Origin of the sequence: Pseudomonas sp. RC4D1 (genome assembly GCF_018390395.1) — a bacterium.
Classification (GTDB): Bacteria; Pseudomonadota; Gammaproteobacteria; order Pseudomonadales; family Pseudomonadaceae; genus Aquipseudomonas; species Aquipseudomonas danubii.
Genome location: NZ_JAHBAW010000002.1, coordinates 633,695 through 655,183, shown reverse-complemented (window position 1 = coordinate 655,183; position 21,489 = coordinate 633,695). Strand labels below are relative to the sequence as shown.

Sequence of the window (21,489 nt, the reverse complement as noted above, 5' to 3'; positions counted from 1 at the left end):
TCCGCATTCAGGTAATCAATTGGTTCAGGCTGAGGATCGGCATCAGGATCGCCAGCACGATGATCAGCACCGAGGCGCCCATGAACACCAGCATGGCCGGTTCGAACAGGCCCACCAGCAAGGCAATGCGGTTGGCCAGTTGTTCTTCCTGCTGCTTGGCGGCGCGTTCGAGCATGCTGTCCAGCTCGCCGGAGCGTTCACCGCTGGCGATCATGTAGAGCATCATCGGTGGGAAACTGCCGTTGAGTTCCAGGGCCCGGGTCAGGCTGATACCTTCGCGTACCCCCCGGACAATGTCTTTCAGACCGGTACGAATTTTCTGATTGGCCACCACTTCGCTGGCGATGGACAGGGCGTCCAGCAGTGGCACGCCACTGCGTCCGAGAATCGCCAGGGTGCTGACAAAACGCGTGCAGTTGCTGGCCCGGATCAGCCGGCCCAGCAGCGGCAGTTGCAGCACCAGGGCATGCCAGCGCTCGCGGGTGGCCGGGTTGCGGACGGCGCCGCGGGCGGCCAGGACCAGGCCCGCTATCACCAGCAGCATGAGCAGGCCATAGTCCTGCAGGAAGGCGCTGCTGGCGATCAGGCCCCGGGTCAGCAGCGGCAGTTCCTGGCCACTGTCGATAAACACCTTGACCACATCGGGCACCACGAAGCCCAGCAGGAAGCCGACGATGCTGACGGCCGCCAGCATCAGGATGCTCGGGTAGAGCATGGCCAGCTGGATCTGTTGGCGGGCCGCTTGCTGGGCCTCGGTGTAGTCGGCCAGGTTCATCAGCACCTGACCCAGGTGTCCGGAGCGTTCGCCGGCGGCCACCGTGGCCCGGTACAGATCCGGGAAGGCCCGCGGGTAGGCCGCCAGGGCCACCGCCAGGCTATAGCCCTCCAGGACCCGGGAGCGGATGGCCAGGAGCATGCTCTTGATCCGCTGTTTCTCGCACTGCGCGGCGACAGCGGCCAGCACCTCCTCCAGGGGCAGGGCGGCTTGGACCAGGGTCGACAACTGGCGGGTGAGCAAGGCCAGTTCGGCGCTGCTCAAGCCGCCGCCGGACACCTGCAGCAAGCCTTTGCCACGCACGCGCTTGCTCTGCGCGACGCTGACCTTGAGGATCACCAGCTGGCGCTCGCGCAACAGTTGCCGGGCATGGCGCGGGCTGTCGGCTTCCACCACGCCGGTGGATTTTTTGCCGGCGGCGCACATGGCCAGGTATTCGTAAGCGGCCATGATCAGTCCCTCTGGGTCACGCGTAGCAGTTCTTCCAGGCTGGTCTGCCCTTGCAACACCATGGCCTGGCCGTCGTCGAACAGGCTGGCGCTGTGCTTGCGTGCATGCTCCAGCAGTTCGTACTCGCCGGCGCCGGTGTGGATCAACTGACGCAAGGTGTCGTCGAACAGCACCAGTTCATAGATGCCCCGGCGCCCGCGATACCCCGAGTGCTGGCAGGCGCTGCAGCCTTTGGGTCGGTACAACTGCGGCGCTGCGTCGGCGCTCAGTCCCAGGCGTTCGCAGGCGGCGGCATCGGCGCTGTGGGGCTCCTTGCACTCCGGGCACAGCAGGCGCACCAGGCGCTGGGACAATACCCCCAGCAGCGAGGTGCAGAGCAGGAAGGGTTCGATGCCCATGTCCACCAACCGGGTCACCGCGCCGATGGCGCTGTTGGTGTGCAGGGTCGAGAGCACCAGGTGTCCGGTGAGGGAAGCCTGCACGGCAATTTCCGCGGTTTCGCGGTCGCGGATCTCGCCCACCATCACCACGTCCGGGTCCTGACGCAGGATGGCCCGCAAGCCCCGGGCGAAAGTCATGTCGACCTTGGCGTTGACCTGGGTCTGGCCGATCCCGGTGAGGTGATACTCCACCGGGTCCTCGATGGTCAGGATGTTGCGCTCCAGGCTGTTGAGGCTGGCCAGCCCGGCATACAGCGTGGTGGTCTTGCCGGAGCCGGTGGGGCCGGTGACCAGGAGAATGCCGTGGGGTTTGTGCAGGGCGATTTCCAGGCGCTGGCGCACCGTCTCGTTCATCCCCAGGTGGCTCAGATTGAGGCGCCCGGCCTGTTTGTCCAGGAGGCGCATCACCACCCGTTCGCCATGACTGGAGGGCAGGGTCGAAACCCGCACATCCACCTCGTGGCCGGCGATGCGCAAGGCGATCCGACCGTCCTGGGGAATACGCTTCTCGGCGATGTCCAGCTTGGCCATGACCTTGATCCGCGACACCAGCAGGGTCGCCAGCTCGCGGCGCGGGCGCAGCACTTCACGCAGCAGGCCGTCGACCCGCAGGCGCACCGACAGGTGTTCTTCGAAGGCTTCCAGGTGCACGTCGGAGGCCTTGCTCTTGACCGCCTCGCTGAGGATCGCGTTGATCAGGCGGATGATCGGCGCGTCATCTTCCTGTTCCAGCAGGTCGGTGGTCTTGGGCAGTTGCTCGGCCAGGCTGTTGAGATCGAACTCTTCGTCGAACTGTTCGCCCAGGCCGTCGGCCACCTGCTTGGCGCCGTTCTGCCCGTCGCGGTAGTGAGCGGCCAGGCGCTGGGCGAAGGCCTCGTCGTCCAGCACCTCGCTGCGCAGCAGCGCACCGTTGAAGCGCCGGACTTCGGCCACCACCGACAACGGCGTACTGGCGCGGCAATACAGCACCGCGCCGTCCGGCTGATGGTCCAGCACCACACCGTGGCGGCGCGCGTAGGCAAAGGCCAGACGCGCGTCTTCGGCAGTGGCGATCATGGTTGCCGCTGGGCGCCGGGGGCGCGCATGTCGATCAGGCCCGCATCGCCCTGGCGGTTGGCGTCGAACAGGCGGTTGGCGTCAGCAGGCAACTGGCCGCCGGTCTTGCCGTCCGGGCTGCGCAGCGAGCGCATGTTGTTGTACTTGTGCTGGCTCATCTGCTCGGTGCTGGCGGCGTTGCGCAGCAGGGTCGGACGCAGGAACACCATCAGGTTGGTCTTCTCGTTGACTTCCTTGCTGCTGCTGAACAGACGGCCGACCCAGGGAATGTCCCCCAGCAGCGGCACCTTGCTGACCTGGACCTTGACGTTGTCCTTGATCAGCCCGCCGAGGACGATGATCTGCCCGTCGTTGGCCAGGATGGTGCTCTTGACCGAGCGCTTGTTGGTGATCACGTCGCTGGTGTTGATGCCTGGCGGCGCGGCGGCCAGTTCGGAGCTTTCCTGCTCGACATTCAGGCGCAGGAAGTTGCCTTCATTGATATGCGGCGTGACCTTGAGGGTGATCCCCACATCCTTGCGCTCCACCGTGGTGAAGGGGTTGCTGGCACCGGCGGTGTCGGTGGTGTAGGAGCCGGTCTGGAACGGCACGTTCTGGCCGACGAGGATTTCCGCCGCTTCGTTGTCCAGGGTCAGCAGGCTCGGGGTGGACAGCAGGTTGTTGTTGGAGTCGCTGGACAGTGCGGTGATCAGCGCGCCGAAGTTGCTGCCGCCGATGCCGATGATCGCGCCATCGGGCAGGTTCGGGCGCTTTTCGTCCTGCAGGCTGTTGAGCAGGGTACCGATGGACAGGCCGGCGCTGTTGAAGTTGGCGGCGGCGGACAGCTTGCCGCGGTTGCCGGCCCATTGCACGCCCAGGGCCTGGTTGATGTCGCCGCTGACTTCGACGATTGCCGCTTCTACCAGCACCTGGGCCCGGGGCCGGTCCAGCTCGTTGATGATGCTTTCGAAGGTCGCCAGCTGGGCCGGCGAGGCCATCAGCACCAGGGCGTTCTGGCTGGTGTCGGCGCTGACCAGCACCGGGCTGTCGGGCTTCTGGCTGTCGCCGCTACGGTTGCCGGATTCCATGCGCTTGCCAATGCCGCTGAGCAGTTCTTCGAGCTTCTTCGCATCGCTGTGGTTGAGGCGGCGCACCCGCGCGGTGTCGCCGACATTGGTCGGCACATCCAGGCTTTGCGCCAGACGCTGCATCTGCTGGCGGATCGGCGCCGGGCCCACCAGGATCAGGCGGTTGCTGCGCGAGTCGCCAATCGCCTTGGCGCTGGTCATCGCACTGTTGCTGTCGGCCAGGCTGTCGGTCAGGGTCTTGGCCACTTCGGTGGCCCAGGCGTGCTTGAGCTGCACGATGCTGAACTGCCGGCCACCGGCGTTATCCAGCTCGTTGATCACCATACGCACCCGCTCGACGTTGTTGGCGCTGTCGGAAATCACCAGGGCGTTGGAGGTGGTGGAAGGTGCCATGTAGGCGTCCGCGGCCACCAGCGGGCGCACCGCGCTGGCCACTTCGCTGGCGTTGGCGTTGTTCAGTTCGATGACCTGGGTCACGAACTCTTCGCTGGCGCCGCTGGGCTCGGCGTGGGCCTTGGTCTTGGCTTCGGCCACCGGCAGGATCAGCACCCGGTCGCCCTGGTCCATGGCGACAAAACCCTGGCTGCGCAGGGCGGTGAGAAACAGCGAGTAGATGCCTTGCTGATCCATGGCGGTGCTGGACTGCACCGTGACCTTGCCGTTCAGGCGCGGGTCCAGAATCATCGTCTTGCCGGTGATCTGGCCCACTTCGTTGACCAGGTCGCGCAGCTCGGCGTCCTTCATGTTCAGGGTCCATTGCTGGGCCGCGGTGGTTTTTTCCGTGGCGTACACGGGATTGATCAGGGTGCCCAGGGTCAGCAGGGACCCGGCGATAAATGCTCGATTCATGATGCTCCAGGGGGTTGCAGAGACGGTTGCAGCAGGCTCCCGCTGCCTGGCTGTGGATGGGGTTGGGCCGCGGCGGCGTCCTGGTCCTGCGGGGTCAGCAACGGCGTTTCGTGCTGGGGCAGGCTCAGGATCAGTTCCTCGCCAAAGCGTTGCACCCGCACTTGGTCGGTGCCGATCTGGCGCAGGCTGCCACCGCCGGGCAGGGGCTCGCCGATGCCATAGAAGCGGCGGCCTTCGGGCGATTCGATCAGGGCCCGGGACTGTTCCGGTTGCCCGGCCACCAGGCTGGCCACCAGGTTCAGCGGCACCCGGGGCAGGTCGCTGGAATGCTCCGGCAACTGCACGCCGAACAGCCGGGCGATGGCTTGCGGGTCGGGCTGGGCCCGGGGCGTTGGCGGCGCGACGGAGGGCGCCTGCAGGCTCGCCGGGTTCAGGCTTTGCCGGAACTGCCAGCTGCTGTAGGCCAGCCAAGTCAGCCAGGCCGCCAGAAACGACAAGGCGCCGACCAGCAGGCCAGCGCGAAGTGAGAGGCGAAGGGCGCTCATAAGCACATGCGCCTGGGCAGGTTTTCACCCTGCCAGTGCAGCAGCACATGGGTTCTTGAATAGGGGGTTGAGCTCATGGGGGGGGCTTGACCGCTAACAAGGAGCGTGGCGCCGGGGCGCCACGCTCGGGTGGTTGACGCGATTGAGTTACTTGACGTTCCAGGCCGACTGCCAGGCGAAACCTACGCCCGGCTCGTAGGCATTGGCGCTGCTGGTCCACTGGGTGCACCAGCCGGCGACGGCGCCTGGCTTGCACTCATAGGTCTTGCCGTCCTTGGGTTGCAGGACCACGGTGCCGGCCTTGTAGGATTTCAGGCCATTGGGGAACACGTAGTCGTACTTGGCGCCGCCTTCACCGCCGTTGCCGCCTTCGTTGCCACCTTCACCACCGCCGGCTTCGGCCTTGAGGGTGAAGCGGGCGCCATCTTGCAGCACTTCACCTTTCTTCGAGGTGGCCACGACCACCAGGTCGTAGACCCCGGGGCTGACATTGTTCAGCGGGATGGAGAAGTGCGGGGTGTTGCCGGCCGGCGCTTGCTGGAAGGTCACGCTTTCGCCTTTGGCGTTGAGCACGGTGGCCTTCACGGTGTAGTCGCCGCCCTTGGCGATGGCGTTGAAGTGCAGTTCGGTCTTGCCGTCTTTCAGGGTGTATTCGGTCTGCATGCCGGTGATGGACAGCTGGCCCGGTTTGGCGGCCTGTTCCTTGTCGATCATCACGTTGACGATGTCGCTGCCTTTCTTGACCAGGATTTCGTTCCTGCCGAAATTCGGCACCACTTCGTCCTTGTCGTTGAGCAGGCCCATCTGGTAGCCCTGCTTGGCGGCATTGACCTTCTTCGCCAGCGCGTGCGGCCAGACGTCGGCCTTGGCCAGTTCGGCGCTGTCGATGTTCAGCACCACTTGCTTGGCGTTGAGCTCGCCCTGTGCGTTGAAGACGCGAGTCTTGACCTTGTCGCCGATGCTCAGGGCTTCAGGTTGTACCGCGCCCACGGTGTTCCAGTTCGACGGGATGACCTCGCCATTGTCGATGTTCAGGTCGACCACGCTGTAGAAGGTGGCGTCGGTGTCGTTGACTTTCCAGGTGGCCAGCAGCACGTGGTAACCGGAGCGGTCAGACGGGATGTTCACGGTGTGATGGGTTTCGCCGTTGGCCGGGGCCGGGACGGTGCCAGACGGCCATGGCTGATCCAGCAGTGGTGTCATTTCGAACGAGTCGCGGGTCAGCGGCTGGTTCGGATTCCAGTCTTTTTTGGTGATGTAGAACTGCCAGTAGCGGGTGGCGTGACCGGCTTTGTAGTGCCAGGTGAATTTCTGCGGGCCCGGCTTGATGGTGGTCTTGGCCCAGCGGGTAGCACTCTGCTCGTTGATCGGGGAGAAGCGCACCAGGCCGCCGGCGGCGATGGTACCGTCGGCCGGGCCGCATACCTTGAAGTCGCCGGTGCAGGCCTGGGCGTTGCTTGGAAAGTGCTCGAGATCGTTACGGCCAGGCACGCCGATGTACTCGGTGCTTTGTGGCTCGTACATCACCGGGCCGCAGTTGACGTTCAGTCTGCCGCCATCGGAATGGCACATGAAGGCGCGGGACTTGGGGCTCTCGATATAACCGTGGGCGGAAGCTTGCTGTGCGGCCAGTCCCGCCGTCGCCATGGCGATGACGATTGGCAGCTTGAGGAAGGAGCGAGTCCGGTTGGAGTTGATCATGGTGTATGCCTTGAGCAATTAAAAAATGAGTGTTGAAGCGCTGCGAGGGGCCGGTGATGGGGCACAGGGACACCCGTGATGTCCGCTGCTCCGGCAGCCTTGCCAGCGAGCACAGGCTACGTGCTGCTCCAGGGTGTTCACATGGGACGAGTACGAGAGTCGGAAGGCTCTAGAACAGGTTTTTTGCCGGATCTGGCGAGGGCTGGCGCGGCACGTCGAGTGAGCCTTTGCGGCCTTGCGCACGCGAGCCGACGGGAAAAAAAATGAGCGTGACGCTTGCGCGTCACGCCCCAAGGAGCAACTGGGGAGTTGCAGGATTACTGGCGGGTCCAGGCCATTTCCCAGTGAGAACCGATGCCCGGCTCGTAGTGAGTCGCGCCGGCCTTCCACTGCACGCAGTAGCCGCTATAAGGGAACGGCTTGCACTGGTAGGTCTTGCCGTCCTTGGGTTGCAATACCCGTGTGCCGGCCTTGTAGGCCTTCAAGCCCTCAGGGAACACGTGGTCGTACTTGGCCGGGGTCTCGGGGGTGGTGCCGCCATCATTGCCGCCACCGCCCGGGGTTTCCTCGACCACCGGCTCGGCCTTGAGGTTGAAGCTGATGGTCTGTTGCAGCAGCTCGCCTTTCTTCGACGTGGCCAGCACCACCAGATCGTACTGGCCCGCTGTCAGGCCTTTGAGCGCGAGGCTGAAGTGCGGCGCATTGTTGCCACTGTCGGCTTGCTGGTGAGCGACGGTTTCACCCTTGGCATTGAGCACGCTGGCGGTGATGGTGAAGTCGCCGTTCAGGGCGATGGCGTTGAAGTGCAGGTCGACCTTGCCGTCCTTGAGGCTGTACTCGGACTGCATGCCGGTGACCTTGAGTTCACCCGGCTTGGCGGCTTGTTCCTTGGCGATCAGCACGCTGTTGATGTCACTGTTCTTGTCGACAAAGATGCTGTTCTTGCCGAACTGCGGCACCACCTGGTCTTTGTCGTTGAGCTCACCGATCTGATAGCCGAGCTTGGCCCGGTTGACCTTCTCGGCCAGGGCTTTGGGCCAGATGCTGTCCTTGGCCAGTTCGGCGCTGTCGATGTTCAGGGTGACCTGCTTGGCCGACAGTTCGCCCTGGTCGTTGAACACTCGGGTCATGACCTTGTCGCCGATGCTCAGGGCCTGGGGTTGAACGGCACCGATGTTCTTCCAGTTCGAAGGCGCGACTTCGCTGTTCTCGATGTTCACGTCCACCACCTGATAGAAGGTGTTGGTGTTGTCGCCCACCATCCAGGTGCCGAGGACGATGTGGTAGCCGCTGCGGTCGGCCGGAATGTTGACCTTGTGGCTGGTGGTGCCGCCGGTCTTGGTCGGCAGGGTGTTGTTCCAGTTGTCGGTCAGCAGTGGCACCGGTTCGAACGAGTCGCGGGTCAGCGGCTGGTTGGGATTCCAGTCTTTCTTGGTGATGTAGAACTGCCAGTTACGGGTGGCGTGCACCGCGGTGTAGCGCCAGTCGAAGGTGTTCAGTCCAGGCTTGATATTGACCTTGGTCCAGCGGTTGGCGGTCTGTTCGTTGAGGCCGGCGAAGTTGCGCAGGCCACCGGCGGCAATGGTGCCGTCTGCAGGGCCGCACTTGGTGAACTCGCCGTGGCAGGCCTGGGCGGTGCTCGGGTAGCCGTCGCGGCTGCCGTTGGCCAGGTATTCGACGCTCTGCGGCTCGTAGGTCACGCCGCCGCAGTTGCTGTTCAGGTTGCCACCCAGGTTGCTGCACATGAAGGCGCGGGATTTCGGTTTTTCGATGTAACCGTGCGCCGCCGCCTGTTGCGCGCTGAGTGCCGCCAGGCCGATGGCCATCGCCAGCGGAAGCTTGAGGAATGAATGGAGGGTATGCCGCGTGATCATCGATTGTTCCCTGATTGGACGTTATTGGATTCAACAAGCAATTGAGAGCTGGCGTAGCGACTCACCGGGAGTCTGGCGCCATTGACTGTCAGTACTCGAAAGCCGGCGCAAGGTTAGGCAGGCGGGGCCGGCGGTTGAATGAGACAAGTACGAGAATGGCGGCAGTGCCGGGCCGGGGCGCGTAGCCCGGCGCCCCGGCGTCCGCCTCAGGGAGGCTAGCCCTGGACCTGGGGTGTCTGGGGCAGAGGCGGGCTGTCGGCGTCGGGCGCTTCGCGCAGGCTGGCCAGCTGCTTGCGGGCCTCTTCGTAAACCTGCTCCATGGCGTTGAGCAGCGCTTGCTGGCAGTTGCGCACGGACGGCAGATGGGTCACGTCGACCTTTCTCAGGGCGTCGCAGGTTCTGGCCATGTCCTGCGCGTTGATCAGGCAGGCCACGCCGCTCAGGCGATGGGTCAGGTCGTTGATCAGGTGCGGGGTATTGGCCAGGACGCAGGTGCGCAGTTCGGCGATTTCCTGCTGCAGGTTCTTGGTCAGTTCGTTGAGGATGCGCCGGTGCAGGGTCGGACTGTTTTCCCCCAGGTCCCTGAGGTGGTCGATGTCGAAGGCGCGCACCCGCTCTTCGCCAGCGCCGGTGTGGCTGCCCAGTACTTCCTGCAGCCGGGCCAGGGTCACGGGCTTGATCATCAGATCGTTCATCCCGGCGTTGGAGCACTGGGTCGCTTCGTTGCTCAGGGCGCTGGCGGTGTAGCCGACGATCAGGCGCGGCGGGGCACCGCTCTGTTGTTCGGCTTCACGCACCGCACGGGCCAGGCTGTAGCCGTCCATGCCCGGCATGTTGCAGTCACTGATCAACACGTCGTAGTGGCGGTGGCGCAGTAACTGCAGGGCTTCTTCGCCACTGCTGACGTGTTCTGCAACGTGGCCGATGCGCTCCAGCTGCAAGGTCAGCACCAGGCCATTGGTGGAGACGTCGTCCACCACCAGCACCCGCAAGGCTTTGCCGGTGATCGGTTTCACCTCCGGTTGTTCCGCCACTTCCGCGTTCGCCGTCTGCCAGCTCACCGGCAGTTCGACGTGAATGCAGCAGCCTTGTCCGGGTTCGCTTTCCAGCCAGATGCGGCCCCCCATCAATTGCACCAGCTGATGGCAGATGCTCAGGCCCAGTCCCGAGCCGCCGTACAGGTGTGCCGTGCGCGCGGTGGCCTGGCGGTAGGGCTCGAAAATCCCCGCCTGATTGGCCAGGGGAATGCCGATGCCGGTATCGCGCACACTTAGGGTCAGCAGGCTGTTGCTGTCCTGTACATGGGTTTCGCGCAGGGTGACCTGGATGTGGCCGCGGTCGGTGAACTTCAAGGCATTGCTCAAGAGGTTGTGCAGAATCTGCTGCAGGCGTAGCGAGTCGACCCAGTACAGCCGGTTGGGGCTGGCCTGATAGTCGAAGTTCAGTTGCAGGCGTTTCTCCCGGGCCTGCACGGCAAACAGCCCGAGACCGTTGGCCAAGAGGGGTTCCAGGGCGGTGGGGTGGGGCGCTAGTTGCATCAGGCCACTCTCTATTTTGTCCAGATCCAGGATGTTGCCGATCAGGTCGATCATCGAGGTCGCCGATTGCTGGGCAACCCGCAGATTGTGCGAGGGCGCCTGGCTGGCGCTGGTCTCCAGTTCCAGCAGACCGACCAGGGCATTGAGCGGGGTGCGCAGTTCGTGGCTCATGGAGGCGAGGAACTCGCTTTTGGCGGCACTGGCTTTTTGCGCAACCTGCTTGGCCTCGCGCAATTTGAGTTCCAGGTTCTTGCGCTCGGAGATGTCCAGCCAGCCCCCCAGCAACCCTTGCAGGACTCCGCGCGCGTTGTAGAACGGCACCAGCCATTGGTACAGGCAGAATTGCTGCTCGTTGATCCACAGGCTGGTGTCGAGAAAGCGGGGCCGGTGATTGGCCAGCAGCAGTTGATGCTCCTCTTGCAGCACCTCGGCGAACTCGCGCGGCATGTTCGGCTGCTCGGTGGGCAGGCAGCCCTCGACCTGTTCCTGGGAGGTGGCGAAGAACTCTTCATAGGCGCGGTTGCAGGTGCTCAACCGACCGTCCAGGTCGCAGACATACAGCGGTGTCGGCAGGCCATTGAGCAGGGAGAACTGAAACGCCAGCTTGTCCTGCAGGCGGGTCTGCGCGCAGATGGTTTCCCGCACCTGGATCTTCAGGCGCCAGTTCCAGATCAGCGACAGCACGAAGATGATCAGGATCACCACACCCACATGCCAGGCCTGCTCGACGACCCAGCTCCAGAGCGCGGTGCTGGAGTGTTGTTCGGCGATCAGTTGGATGTCGCTTTGCGGATTCCTGGCCATGGAATCGAGCAGCTTGTCGAGCACGCTCAGCAACTCTCTGGAACCTGGGGCCACGGCAAAGCGATGGGGGGCGGGCAGGGCGTCGAAGGCCAGGCCGAACTGCAGCCCGGAACCGGACAACGCCTCGGTGCCCACCGGGGTATCCAGGGTGGCGTCGACCTCACGTTGCAGCACCAGGTTCAGGGCCTGGCGATGATCGTCGGTGAGCACCAGATGGATATCCGGGTAGCGCTGTTTCAGGTGTTCGAGCAGCGGGTGGTTGCGCGGCAGCGCCAGGTGTCGCCCCAGCATGGCGTCCAGGGAACTGGGGGAGCTGTCGCCATGGCGCACCACAAAGGCCCAGTTGCGAGTGCCGTAGCTCTGGCTCAGGCCGATGCCCCGGGCATTGTCGGGCAGACCCAGGTCGCGGGTGGTCAGGTCGGCGTTGCCGGCGGCCAGTTGTTCCAGGTCATCGGTCCTGGAGCGACTGGGCAGGATGTTGAGTTGCAGGCGAAACGAGTCGGCCAGGGTGCGCAGGATATCGATGCTCAGTCCGGCCCATTGGCCCTCGGCATTGCGGTAGATGTAGGGCGGCGCTTCTTCCACCAACAGATTGATCTGCCGGTGCGCGGTGAGCCAGCTCAGTTCGCTGGGGGTCAGGGAAAACGACTCGGTCGGCGCGAAGGGAAAGGGCTCCTGGCTCGACTGGTTCTGGATCTGGCGCTTGTGCTCCTCGGGAATGGCGTTGAGCACGTAGTCGATCAGTGCCCGCAGGGTGGCATCCTCGCGTCGCACGGCGAAGGCGAAGCCGGCGTCGGGCAATTGCGCAGAAAACTTGCTGTGCAGCCGCAGATCCGGGCGGGCCTGCATGTACAGGGTGGTGCGGAAACGGTCGCTGATAAAGGCGTCGGCCTGTTTGCCCGCCAGTTGCTCAAGGGCCAGGGCGGTGGTGTGCACGCCGCTGACGTCGGCCCGTGGATAGGTCTTTCTGACGGTCTTGAGGTCCAGGTAGTTGTCCAGTACCAGCACCCGCTTGTCTTCCAGATCCGGTGGCAGGCTCTTGTCGTTGATGCGCCCGACAATGATCGGCTGGTTGTTCAGGTACGCACGGCTGAGGGACAGGCCGGGGGTTCGTGCTTCAAGCGCGGTGGCCCGTGGCAGCAGGTCGATACGGTGTTCGAGCAGGGCTCGGATCGCGTCCTGGGGCGAGGCCAGTTCGACGTACTCAAAGCGCAGGTCAAGCTGCTTGCCGATGAGCTTGAGGTACTCGTCGGAGATCACTTTGAGCACCTGGTTGCCGGCGCTTTCCAGAGGCCGCTCAGGGGGCACGATGGTTGCTACCCGCAGCACCTTGTGGGGCAGGGCGCTGCGCATGTCCAGCAGTCGGGTCAACGACGGATTGCCAGGCTCTTGCGACGTGGCGCAGTGCGCGGGCAGGCTGAAAAACAGGCTGACCAGCACCATGAAGCTGAACAGCAGGCAGACACGTATCAGCCTCCAGAACTGGGGGGGGCGGGAAATCAGGGGCATAGGGGGGAAGCTCCAGAATTTTTCAGGACAGCTCAGCTCAGGCCGTGTTCCTGGATGTACAGAAACAGGCTGGCCGAGGTGTCCAGGCCTAGCTTGCGCATGGCGCTGCTCTTTTGCGTGCTGATGGTCTGTTTGCTGCGGCACAAGTGTTGGGCGATGGCGCCGATGCTCATGCCGGTGCCGTACAGACGCAGCACCTCGATCTCTCTGGCCGACAACTGCTCGGGCTGCAGCAGCGGCTTGCCATGCAAGGCGGTGCTGGTGTCCAGCAGATGCTGGATCGACGGCGACACGAAAGGTGCCCGCGGGTGGGCGGCAATCGCCTTGGGCAGGTCGTTGAGCAAACCGCGCTTGCTCACCAAGCCTTGGATTCCGAGCTTGAGCAGGCTGCTGATCAGCGCCGGGTTGTCGAGCATGGTGATCACCACGATGGCCAACTCCGGGTAGCGTGAACGCAGTCGCCTGATCAGACGAATCCCATCCACCTGATCGCCGCCGGGCATCATCAGGTCGGTCAGCAGCAGGTCGCAGGGCTGGCGCTGCAGGTTTTCCAACAAGGCTTCCACGCTGTGGGCCTGGGCAACGATTTCCAGTTCGGCGCGGTTTTCCAGCAGGGTATGAATCCCAATCAGGGTCAAGGGATGGTCATCGGCTATCTGGACGCGGATCGGCATGGGTTCTTGTACTCGGCTTTTCGACAGGCATGAGCCCACAACAATGCGCAGCTTCCGCAAAGGAGCAGGCATTTTGCTAGTGGGGTCGTCAGAGGATTCGCAGGGTATCACTGAAATTGACGCCAAAAAGACGTCTGGGGGATTTTAAGAATCGTCTTATGTCTGATGGGAAGCTTTCTGAAAAGCGGCCTAGAAGTCGGGTAAGTTTTTGTAAGAAACGCCTCTAGAACGGCCGCTCCAGAGGGAAATTTCTTGCTTGTTCCAGGGGCTTTTTCTGGGGTGAAGACGCCCAATTCACGGTCTTAATCCAGGGGTGGCAAACGCCGCTTGATCGGCGATTTCTTGATGATCGCGGTGTTGGTTTCGGCGAAATGGTTGAGGCGGTCCAGCAGGCTGTCCAGCTGTTCCATGGAGCGCACTTGAAGGCGGGCGATAAAGCAGTCGTCACCGGTGACCTTGTCGCATTCGGTGAACTCGGCAATCGCCAGGATCTGCCGTTCCACTTCCTGCAGTTTGCCCGGCAAGGGGCGAATGCGGACGATGGCCTGCAACTGGTAGCCAAGAAGTTTTGGATCGATCTCCAGGGTATAAGCGCGGATCACGCCGCGTTCTTCCAATCTTTTCAAGCGCTCGGCAACGCTGGGGGCGGACAGCCCACTGATCTGCGCCAGGGCCTTGAGGGAGCGGCGGGAGTCCTGCATCAGGGCACTGATCAGTGCCTGGTCGATGGCATCAAGCATGGCGATCTCGTTAGGTGGGATGGCTGTTTTGCCTTGATAAAAAAGGCCTTGATTGAGTCTAGCCTAGGTTTTGAACTGGCGACGGGCAGGTTGCGCTGGGCATAATTTGGCCACTGTTAGAGGAGATTGATGATGGATGCACTGATGCGCCGCGGCTCGCTGGAAATGACCGCCGCCATGCTGATTTCCGGAACCATCGGCTGGTTCGTCCTGGTGTCCGGGCAACCGGTGCTGGACGTGGTGTTCTGGCGTTGCCTGTTCGGCGCCGGGACTTTGCTACTTATTTGTGGCGCTTTCGGTTTTCTTCGTAAGAACATTCTGACCAAGCGTGCGCTGATCCTGGCGGTGCTCAGCGGCGTGGCCATTGTCGGTAACTGGGTGCTGTTGTTCGGCTCCTATTCCCGAGCCTCGATCGCCATCGGCACCGCGGTGTACAACGTCCAGCCTTTTATCCTGGTGGCCCTGGGGGCGCTGGTCCTGGGGGAGAAGATCACCCCGCAGAAGCTGTTCTGGCTGTGCCTGTCCTTTGCCGGAATGCTGGCCATCGTCAGCGCCCACGGCACCCAGGGCGAAACCGGCAACGACTACCTGCTGGGCATCGCCCTGGCCCTGGGCGCCGCCTTGCTGTACGCCTTTGCCGCGCTGCTGATCAAGCGCCTGAGCGGCACGCCGCCACACCTGATCGCGCTGATCCAGGTGTGCACCGGGGTGCTGTTGTTGGCGCCCTGGGCCAACCTCGCTACGCCGCCCCAGCAGGCCACGGCCTGGGCCAGCCTGCTGACCCTGGGCATCGTGCATACCGGGGTGATGTACGTGCTGTTGTATGGGGCGATCCAGAAGCTGCCGACGGCGTTGACCGGGGCCTTGTCCTTCATCTATCCGATTGCGGCGATCTTCGTCGACTGGCTGGCCTTCGGTCATCGCCTGGGCCTGCTGCAATGGGTGGGCGTCGGCGCGATTCTGCTGGCCGCCGCCGGCATGCAGCAGGGCTGGACCCTCAAGCGTCAGCGCAGCGTTTTGCAATGAGCGCGGGGGGCGCTGGGCGGGGGCCTGCAAAGGGTTTCACGCCAGCCTTCCAGCGGCAGCAAGCGCCCTCGCCACGGCCACAATCTGCTATTTTCCTGTCGGTGATTTTTCCGACCGCAGCCTGTGGAAGCCATAATGACCCAGCCTTACTCCCTGGCCGAGCGCAAGCCCGAGCCGCAAGCCATCTGCAACCCCATCACCCGTAGCGCCATCTTTATCGTCGCCACCCTGGCCCCCGGCGCCAGCGCGGCGAAAACCGTGCGTGAGTGGTGCGCCGATGTCGCCGCCCTGACCCGTTCGGTGGGCAAGCGCGTGCCGGGGGGCAATCTGTCCTGTGTCTGCGGTTTTGGCTCCAGTGCCTGGGACCGGTTGTTCGGCGGCCCGCGTCCGGCTGCGTTGCACGCTTTCCGTGAAGTGGGCGTGGAAGGGCGCCGCGCGCCATCCACCCCGGGCGACCTGCTGCTGCACATCCGCGCCGAGCAGATGGACCTGTGCTTCGAACTGGCCACGCAACTGCTCAAGCCTCTGGGGGATGCAGTCAAGGTGGTGGACGAGGTCCAGGGCTTTCGTTATTTCGACATGCGCAGCATGGTCGGCTTCGTCGACGGCACCGAGAACCCGGAAGGCCGCGAGGCCGTGGATTTCACCCTGATCGGCGATGAGGACCCGCCGTTCTGCAATGGCAGCTACGTGCTGGTGCAGAAGTACCTGCACAACATGGCGGCCTGGAACGAGCTGACGGTGGAGGCTCAGGAACGCATCATCGGCCGCACCAAGCTGGCGGATATCGAGCTGGATGATTCAGTCAAACCCAGCTGTTCCCACAGTTCCCTGACCACCCTGGAAGAGAACGGCGAGGAAGTGAAGATCCTGCGCGACAACATGCCCTTTGGCCGTCCGGGCGCCGGGGAATTCGGCACCTACTTCATCGGCTACGCCCGCTCGCCACGGCCGGTGGAGCAGATGCTGGAGAACATGTTCGTCGGTCGCCCGGCGGGCAACTACGATCGCCTGCTGGATTTCAGTACGGCGGTCACCGGCGGGCTGTTCTTCGTGCCATCTGCCGATCTGCTGGAAGACCTGGCCGAGCGCGCTGCAGCCGGCCAGTAAACGGCAAAACCCCGGCACGCTGCTGCGGGTCGGGGTTCCAGGCGTTATACCCATCCTCAGTGGCTGTGCATTCCGGCGGCCTGCATCAGCAGCCGCAACAGGCCGGCCACCAGCCCCAGGCCGATCACACTGGCCAGCCAGATGCCGAGCATCCACAGCAGGCGCTGCCAGCCGGGTGCCGGTTGCGCAGGTTGGGTCGTGACCTTATCCATGAGCCAGCTCCAGCATCAGTGCACCGCTGCAGGCGAGCATCAGCACCAGGCCAAAGAACAGCAGACTCAACTGCGCCACTTGCCGGTGCCAGGGCTGGCTGGTCAGGGACTTTGCTCGATCAATGGTAGCCATCGCCAATCCTCACTTTGCCGCGGAACACGTAGTAGCTCCAGCAGGTGTACATCAGGATGATCGGCAGGATGAACAGGGTGCCGATCAGGATGAACAACTGGCTGGACAGGGGCGATGCCGCGTCCCACAGGCTGATGGACGGCGGCACGATGTTCGGCCAGATGCTGAACGCCAGGCCGATGTAGCCGAGGAACACCAGCACCAGGGTGAACACGAAGGGCCAGTGGGAATGATGCTGGCGCAAGGTGCCCAGCAGTCCGCACAACGCCAGCAGGCCCAGCACCAGCAGCGCACTGAAGATCACGATATGGGCATGGCTGAACCAGCGGGTGGCAATCTCCGGGTGCAGCAGCGGGGTCCAGACGCACAACACCGCCACCACGGCCATCAGCGCGAACGCCAGAGGCCGGGTGTAGTGGCGCATGCGCGCTTCGAGCATGCCTTCGGTCTTGACCAGCAGCCAGGTGCTGCCCAGCAGCGCATAGGCCACGATCAGACCCAGGCCGCAGAACAGCGGGAAGGGCGCCAGCCAGTCCAGGGAACCGCCGGCGAACTGGCGATTGACCACCGGGATGCCGGAAATGTAAGTGCCGATCACGATGCCCTGGCACAGGGTCGCCAGCAGCGAGCCGCCGATAAAGGCCCAGTCCCAGATGTGGCGTTTTTGCGGGCTGGCCTTGAAGCGGAACTCGAAGGCCACGCCGCGGAAGATCAGCCCCGCCAGCATGAAGATCAGCGGCAGGTACAGGGCTTCGAGAATCACCGAGTAGGCCAGGGGAAAGGCACCGTACAGCGCTGCGCCACCGAGGATCAGCCAGGTCTCGTTACCGTCCCAGACCGGGGCCACGGTGTTCATCATCACGTCCCGTTCCCGGGCATCGGGGATCAGCGGGAAGAGAATCCCCAGCCCCAGGTCGAAGCCGTCCATGATCACGTACATCATCACCCCGAAGGCAATGATCACGCCCCAGATCAACGACAGGTCTATGCCTTGAATCGTCATGTCGATATCCCTTGTTTCAATGGTGGTGGTCGCTGGACGCAAAGGTCTCGGCGATGGCGGACAGTGGACGGCGCGGCGTTGGCTCCTGGCCGACAGGGTGGGTCGGCGGGTGCTCGTGGTGGGGCTGCGGGCCCTTGCGCACCAGCTTCATCATGTAGCCGATGCCCACCGCGAACACCGAGAAGTAGATCACCACGAACAGCGCCAGGGAGATGCTCAGTTGGGTCACGCTGTGGTTGGACGCGGCGTCGCTGGTGCGCAGCAGGCCGTACACCACCCAGGGCTGGCGCCCGACTTCGGTGGTGATCCAGCCCGCCAGCATGGCGATCAGGCCGGTGGGGCCCATCCACAGCACCAGGCGCAGGAACAGGCGGTTGCGGTACAGCGCGTCGTTACGCCGCAACAGCAGGCCCAGCACCCCGGTGAGGATCATCAACATGCCCAGCCCGGCCATGATGCGGAAGCTGAAGAACACGATGGCCGAGTTGGGACGGTCCCCCTTGGGGAAGCTCTTGAGTGCAGGGATCTGTTTGTCCAGGCTGTGGGTCAGGATCAGGCTGCCCAGGTAGGGCACTTCCACGGCGTAGTCGGTTTTTTCGCCGTCCATGTTGGGAATGCCGAACAGCACCAGGGGCGAGGGTTCGCTGCCGTGGTTTTCCCAGTGGCCTTCGATGGCGGCGATTTTTGCCGGTTGATGTTCCAGGGTGTTGAGGCCGTGGGCGTCACCGACCACCGCCTGGATCGGCGCCACGATCAGCGCCATCCACAGCGCCATGGACAACATCTTGCGTACTGGCGGCGTGTTGTTGCCCCGCAGCAGGTGCCAGGCGGCGCTTGATCCGACGAAGAACGCCGTGGCGACGAACGCAGCAATCGCCATGTGCGCCAGGCGGAAGGGGAACGACGGGTTGAAGACGATCGCCAGCCAGTCCATGGGCATGATCCGCCCATCGACGATGGAGAAGCCCTGGGGCGTCTGCATCCAGCTGTTGGAGGCGAGAATCCAGAAGGTCGAGATCAGGGTGCCGATGGCCACCATCATCGTGGCGAAGAAGTGCAGCCCGCGGCCGACCCGGTTCCAGCCGAACAGCATGACCCCGAGAAAGCCCGCTTCAAGGAAGAACGCGGTCAGCACCTCATAGGTCAGCAGCGGCCCGGTGATGCTCCCGGCAAAGTCCGAGAAGCGGCTCCAGTTGGTGCCGAACTCATAAGCCATGACCAGCCCGGAGACCACGCCCATACCGAAGTTGACGGCGAAGATCTTCGACCAGAAGTGATACAGGTCCTTGTAAGTGCTGTTGTGGGTCTTGAGCCACAGCCCTTCGAGCACCGCCAGGAAACTGGCCAGGCCGATGGTGATGGCGGGAAAGATGATGTGGAACGAGACCGTGAACGCGAACTGGATGCGTGCAAGGTCGAGCGCCTGTAGATGAAACATGACGATACCCTCGTAATGGCTTGATGCCCGAGCAGGCACTGCGCGGCCGTCGCGAACCCGTGGGCTCGTGGCGGGGGCAGGGGTACTGCACAGGTAAAGGCTGGGGTGGCGATCGCACCGCCCCAGGCTGGGTCACACGCCGACGGACTGGATCAGGTTGCTGGCCGCAGCCGGCTCCAGGCGGATGGCGATGAACTTGGAGGTCGGCGTGTAGGTGCGGTCGCCATAGCTTTCCAGGGGCACCAGGGGGTTGGTTTCCGGGTAGTAGGCGGCGGACTGGCCGGTGGGAATGTCGTAGGCGATCAGGGTGAAACCGCTGACCCGACGCTCCCGACCGTCGTCCCACAGCGAGACGATGTCGACCTTCTGTCCCGGCTCGAAACCCAGCTGGCGAATGTCCTGTTCGTTGGCGAACAGCACCTCGCGCATGCCGTAGACCCCGCGATAGCGGTCATCCAGGCCATACAGGGTGGTGTTGTACTGGTCGTGGGAACGCATGGTCTGCAGGATCAGGTCCGGCTTGACCTTGAGCTTGCGCACCCCGGCACTGATCAGGTGCTCGGGCAGCACGCTGGGGATGAAGCGCGCCTTGCCGGTGGCGGTGTTCCAGCGCCGCTGGGTGGCGTCGTTGCCCAGGTGGAAACCGCCGGGGTGCAGCAGCTTGAGATTGAAGTCCTCGAACCCCGGGATGGTGTCGGCGATCAGGTCGCGGATGCGTCCGTAGTCTTCGATGGTCCACAGCCAGTCGATGGGGTGCTGGCCCAGGGTGGCGTTGGCGATCCCGGCGATGATCGCCGGTTCCGAGCGCAGGTGCGGCGACTTGGGTTTCAGTTGGCCATGGGAGATGTGCACCATGCTGAAGGTGTCTTCCACGGTGATGCCTTGGGGGCCATTGGCCTGGATATCGATATCGGTGCGGCCCAGGCACGGCAGGATCAGCGCCTCGCGACCGGTCACCAGATGGCTGCGGTTGAGCTTGGTGGCAATGTGCACAGTGAGCTCGCAGTTGCGCAGGGCGGCGTGGGTGCGCGGGGTGTCCGGGGTGGCCTGGGCGAAGTTGCCCCCCAGGCCGATGAACACCTTGGCCCGGCCCTGTTCCATGGCCGAGATCGCCATCACTGTGTTGTGCCCGTGCTCCCGTGGCGGCTTGAAGCCAAAGCGCGTTTCCAGGGCATCCAGCAGCTCGGTGGGCGCCAGTTCGTTGATGCCCATGGTGCGGTCGCCCTGCACGTTGCTGTGGCCGCGCACCGGCGACAGGCCGGCGCCGGGGCGGCCGATATTGCCCCGCAGCAACAGCACGTTGATCACTTCCTGGATGGTCGGCACCGAATGGGTGTGCTGGGTCAGGCCCATGGCCCAGCACATGATTGCGCGCTTGGCCTTGCGGTACATGCGCGCCGCCAGCTCGATGTCGGCCAGCGTCAGCCCGGACTGCTCGACGATGTGGTTCCAGGACGTGGCATCGACCTCGGCCAGGTAGCTGTCCAGGCCCGAGGTGTGCTCGGCGATAAAGGCCCGGTCGAACACCGCTTCGCCATTGTTGGCCAGGGCCTCGCGCTCCCAGCGCAGGAGGAACTTGGCGATGCCGCGAAAGGCCGCCATGTCGCCGCCCAGGGCCGGGCGGAAGTAGGCCGAGGAGGTGGGCTCGGAGCCGTTGCTGAGCATCTCCAGCGGGTGCTGCGGATGCTGGAAGCGTTCCAGGCCGCGCTCCTTGAGCGGGTTGAAGCAGATCACCTGGGCACCGCGTTTCACCGCCTCGCGCAGCGGCTCCAGCATCCGTGGGTGGTTGGTGCCGGGGTTCTGGCCGATGACGAAGATCGCGTCGGCTTCTTCAAGGTCATGGAACACTACCGTGCCCTTGCCCACGCCAACGCTTTCGAACATGCCCACGGCACTGGCCTCGTGGCACATGTTCGAGCAGTCGGGAAAGTTGTTGGTGCCATAGGCGCGCACGAACAGCTGATACAGATAGGCCGCCTCGTTGCTGGCCCGGCCCGAGGTGTAGAACTCCGCCTGGTTCGGCGAGTCCAGGCCCTTGAGGTGGCTGGCGATCAGCTCGAAGGCCTCGTCCCAGGTGGTTTCCACATAGCGGTCCTGGGACGCGTCGTAGCGCATCGGGTGGGTCAGGCGGCCCTGGTATTCGAGCCAGTAGTCGCTCTGCGCGGCCAGGGCCGAGACCGTGTATTTGTTGAAGAAGGCCGGGTTCACCAGGCGCCCGGTGGCTTCCCAGTTGACCGCCTTGGCGCCGTTCTCGCAGAACTTGACCATGCCGTTTTCCGGCGACTCGCCCCAGGCGCAGCCCGGGCAGTCGAAGCCGCCGTTCTGGTTGGTCTTGAGCATGGCACGGATGTTCTTGAAGGCGTTTTCACTGCCCAGCCAGTTCCTGGTCACCGCGATCAGTGCCCCCCAACCGGCGGCCGCCCCCTTGTAGGGTTTATATCGATCAACTTCGCTCATGATATTTCTCCAATACAGCGCACGCAGGCAACCGCCCGACGTTGAATCAATGTCAGTGATTGTTTTACTGCACAGGCTAAATGCGGTT

Annotated in this window: 16 protein-coding genes; 2 read left to right on the top strand and 14 right to left on the bottom strand. The window is 63.8% G+C overall.

Annotated elements, in window-relative coordinates:
* Positions 1 to 7: 7 nt before the first annotated feature.
* The 9 genes from gspF to KHO49_RS18605 all read right to left on the bottom strand — a co-directional run bounded on the left by gspF (position 8) and on the right by KHO49_RS18605 (position 14,022).
* Positions 8 to 1,225 (bottom strand): type II secretion system inner membrane protein GspF, encoded by a 1,218-nt coding sequence (gspF, locus tag KHO49_RS18645; protein WP_213665606.1) that lies wholly within the window; start codon positions 1,223 to 1,225, stop codon positions 8 to 10.
* Positions 1,226 to 1,227: 2 nt separating this feature from the next.
* On the bottom strand, positions 1,228 to 2,721 hold the full coding sequence (gspE, locus tag KHO49_RS18640; RefSeq protein ID WP_102881625.1) for a type II secretion system ATPase GspE: 1,494 nt from the start codon (positions 2,719 to 2,721) through the stop codon (positions 1,228 to 1,230).
* Entirely contained in the window at positions 2,718 to 4,637 is a 1,920-nt protein-coding gene (gspD, locus tag KHO49_RS18635) for a type II secretion system secretin GspD (protein WP_170003125.1), read from the bottom strand. The genes gspE and gspD overlap by 4 nt, the downstream gene beginning before the upstream one ends.
* Positions 4,634 to 5,182, bottom strand: coding sequence for a type II secretion system protein N (locus KHO49_RS18630; protein ID WP_110652776.1), 549 nt, complete (start codon positions 5,180 to 5,182; stop codon positions 4,634 to 4,636). Before KHO49_RS18630 ends, gspD begins: the two co-directional genes overlap by 4 nt.
* 147 nt (positions 5,183 to 5,329) lie before the next feature.
* Positions 5,330 to 6,883: an N-acetylglucosamine-binding protein GbpA gene (gbpA, locus tag KHO49_RS18625; protein ID WP_213665605.1), complete on the bottom strand. Its 1,554-nt coding sequence runs from the start codon at positions 6,881 to 6,883 to the stop codon at positions 5,330 to 5,332.
* Between the two features lie 317 nt (positions 6,884 to 7,200).
* On the bottom strand, positions 7,201 to 8,757 hold the full coding sequence (gene gbpA / locus KHO49_RS18620; protein ID WP_102881621.1) for an N-acetylglucosamine-binding protein GbpA: 1,557 nt from the start codon (positions 8,755 to 8,757) through the stop codon (positions 7,201 to 7,203).
* Positions 8,758 to 8,972: 215 nt separating this feature from the next.
* Positions 8,973 to 12,608: an ATP-binding protein gene (locus KHO49_RS18615; protein ID WP_170003129.1), complete on the bottom strand. Its 3,636-nt coding sequence runs from the start codon at positions 12,606 to 12,608 to the stop codon at positions 8,973 to 8,975.
* A 32-nt stretch (positions 12,609 to 12,640) separates the two neighbouring features.
* Positions 12,641 to 13,282: a response regulator gene (locus KHO49_RS18610; RefSeq protein WP_102881619.1), complete on the bottom strand. Its 642-nt coding sequence runs from the start codon at positions 13,280 to 13,282 to the stop codon at positions 12,641 to 12,643.
* Positions 13,283 to 13,584: 302 nt separating this feature from the next.
* On the bottom strand, positions 13,585 to 14,022 hold the full coding sequence (locus KHO49_RS18605; RefSeq protein WP_213665604.1) for an Lrp/AsnC family transcriptional regulator: 438 nt from the start codon (positions 14,020 to 14,022) through the stop codon (positions 13,585 to 13,587).
* A gap of 132 nt (positions 14,023 to 14,154) precedes the next feature.
* Between KHO49_RS18605 and KHO49_RS18600 the strand changes: the two genes are divergently transcribed.
* Both KHO49_RS18600 and KHO49_RS18595 read left to right on the top strand, forming a co-directional pair.
* A complete protein-coding gene (locus KHO49_RS18600; RefSeq protein ID WP_213665603.1) occupies positions 14,155 to 15,048 on the top strand; it encodes a DMT family transporter in 894 nt (297 codons plus the stop codon).
* Positions 15,049 to 15,183: 135 nt separating this feature from the next.
* Positions 15,184 to 16,158, top strand: a complete 975-nt coding sequence (locus KHO49_RS18595) for a Dyp-type peroxidase (protein WP_110596651.1) — start codon at positions 15,184 to 15,186, stop codon at positions 16,156 to 16,158.
* Positions 16,159 to 16,214: 56 nt separating this feature from the next.
* On the opposite strand, the gene KHO49_RS18590 is transcribed toward KHO49_RS18595, so the two are convergent.
* The 5 genes from KHO49_RS18590 to KHO49_RS18570 all read right to left on the bottom strand — a co-directional run bounded on the left by KHO49_RS18590 (position 16,215) and on the right by KHO49_RS18570 (position 21,401).
* A complete protein-coding gene (locus KHO49_RS18590) occupies positions 16,215 to 16,370 on the bottom strand; it encodes a DUF2474 domain-containing protein (protein ID WP_102881615.1) in 156 nt (51 codons plus the stop codon).
* Positions 16,363 to 16,503 carry a hypothetical protein gene (locus KHO49_RS18585; protein WP_170003137.1) on the bottom strand — a complete coding sequence of 47 codons (141 nt, stop codon included), beginning with the start codon at positions 16,501 to 16,503 and terminating at the stop codon, positions 16,363 to 16,365. Before KHO49_RS18585 ends, KHO49_RS18590 begins: the two co-directional genes overlap by 8 nt.
* Entirely contained in the window at positions 16,490 to 17,506 is a 1,017-nt protein-coding gene (gene cydB, locus KHO49_RS18580; protein WP_102881614.1) for a cytochrome d ubiquinol oxidase subunit II, read from the bottom strand. Before cydB ends, KHO49_RS18585 begins: the two co-directional genes overlap by 14 nt.
* Positions 17,507 to 17,522: 16 nt before the next feature.
* Complete coding sequence (locus KHO49_RS18575) at positions 17,523 to 18,944, bottom strand: cytochrome ubiquinol oxidase subunit I (RefSeq protein WP_110596652.1); 1,422 nt, start codon at positions 18,942 to 18,944, stop codon at positions 17,523 to 17,525.
* A gap of 132 nt (positions 18,945 to 19,076) precedes the next feature.
* Entirely contained in the window at positions 19,077 to 21,401 is a 2,325-nt protein-coding gene (locus tag KHO49_RS18570; protein WP_213665602.1) for an FdhF/YdeP family oxidoreductase, read from the bottom strand.
* Positions 21,402 to 21,489 lie beyond the last annotated feature (88 nt).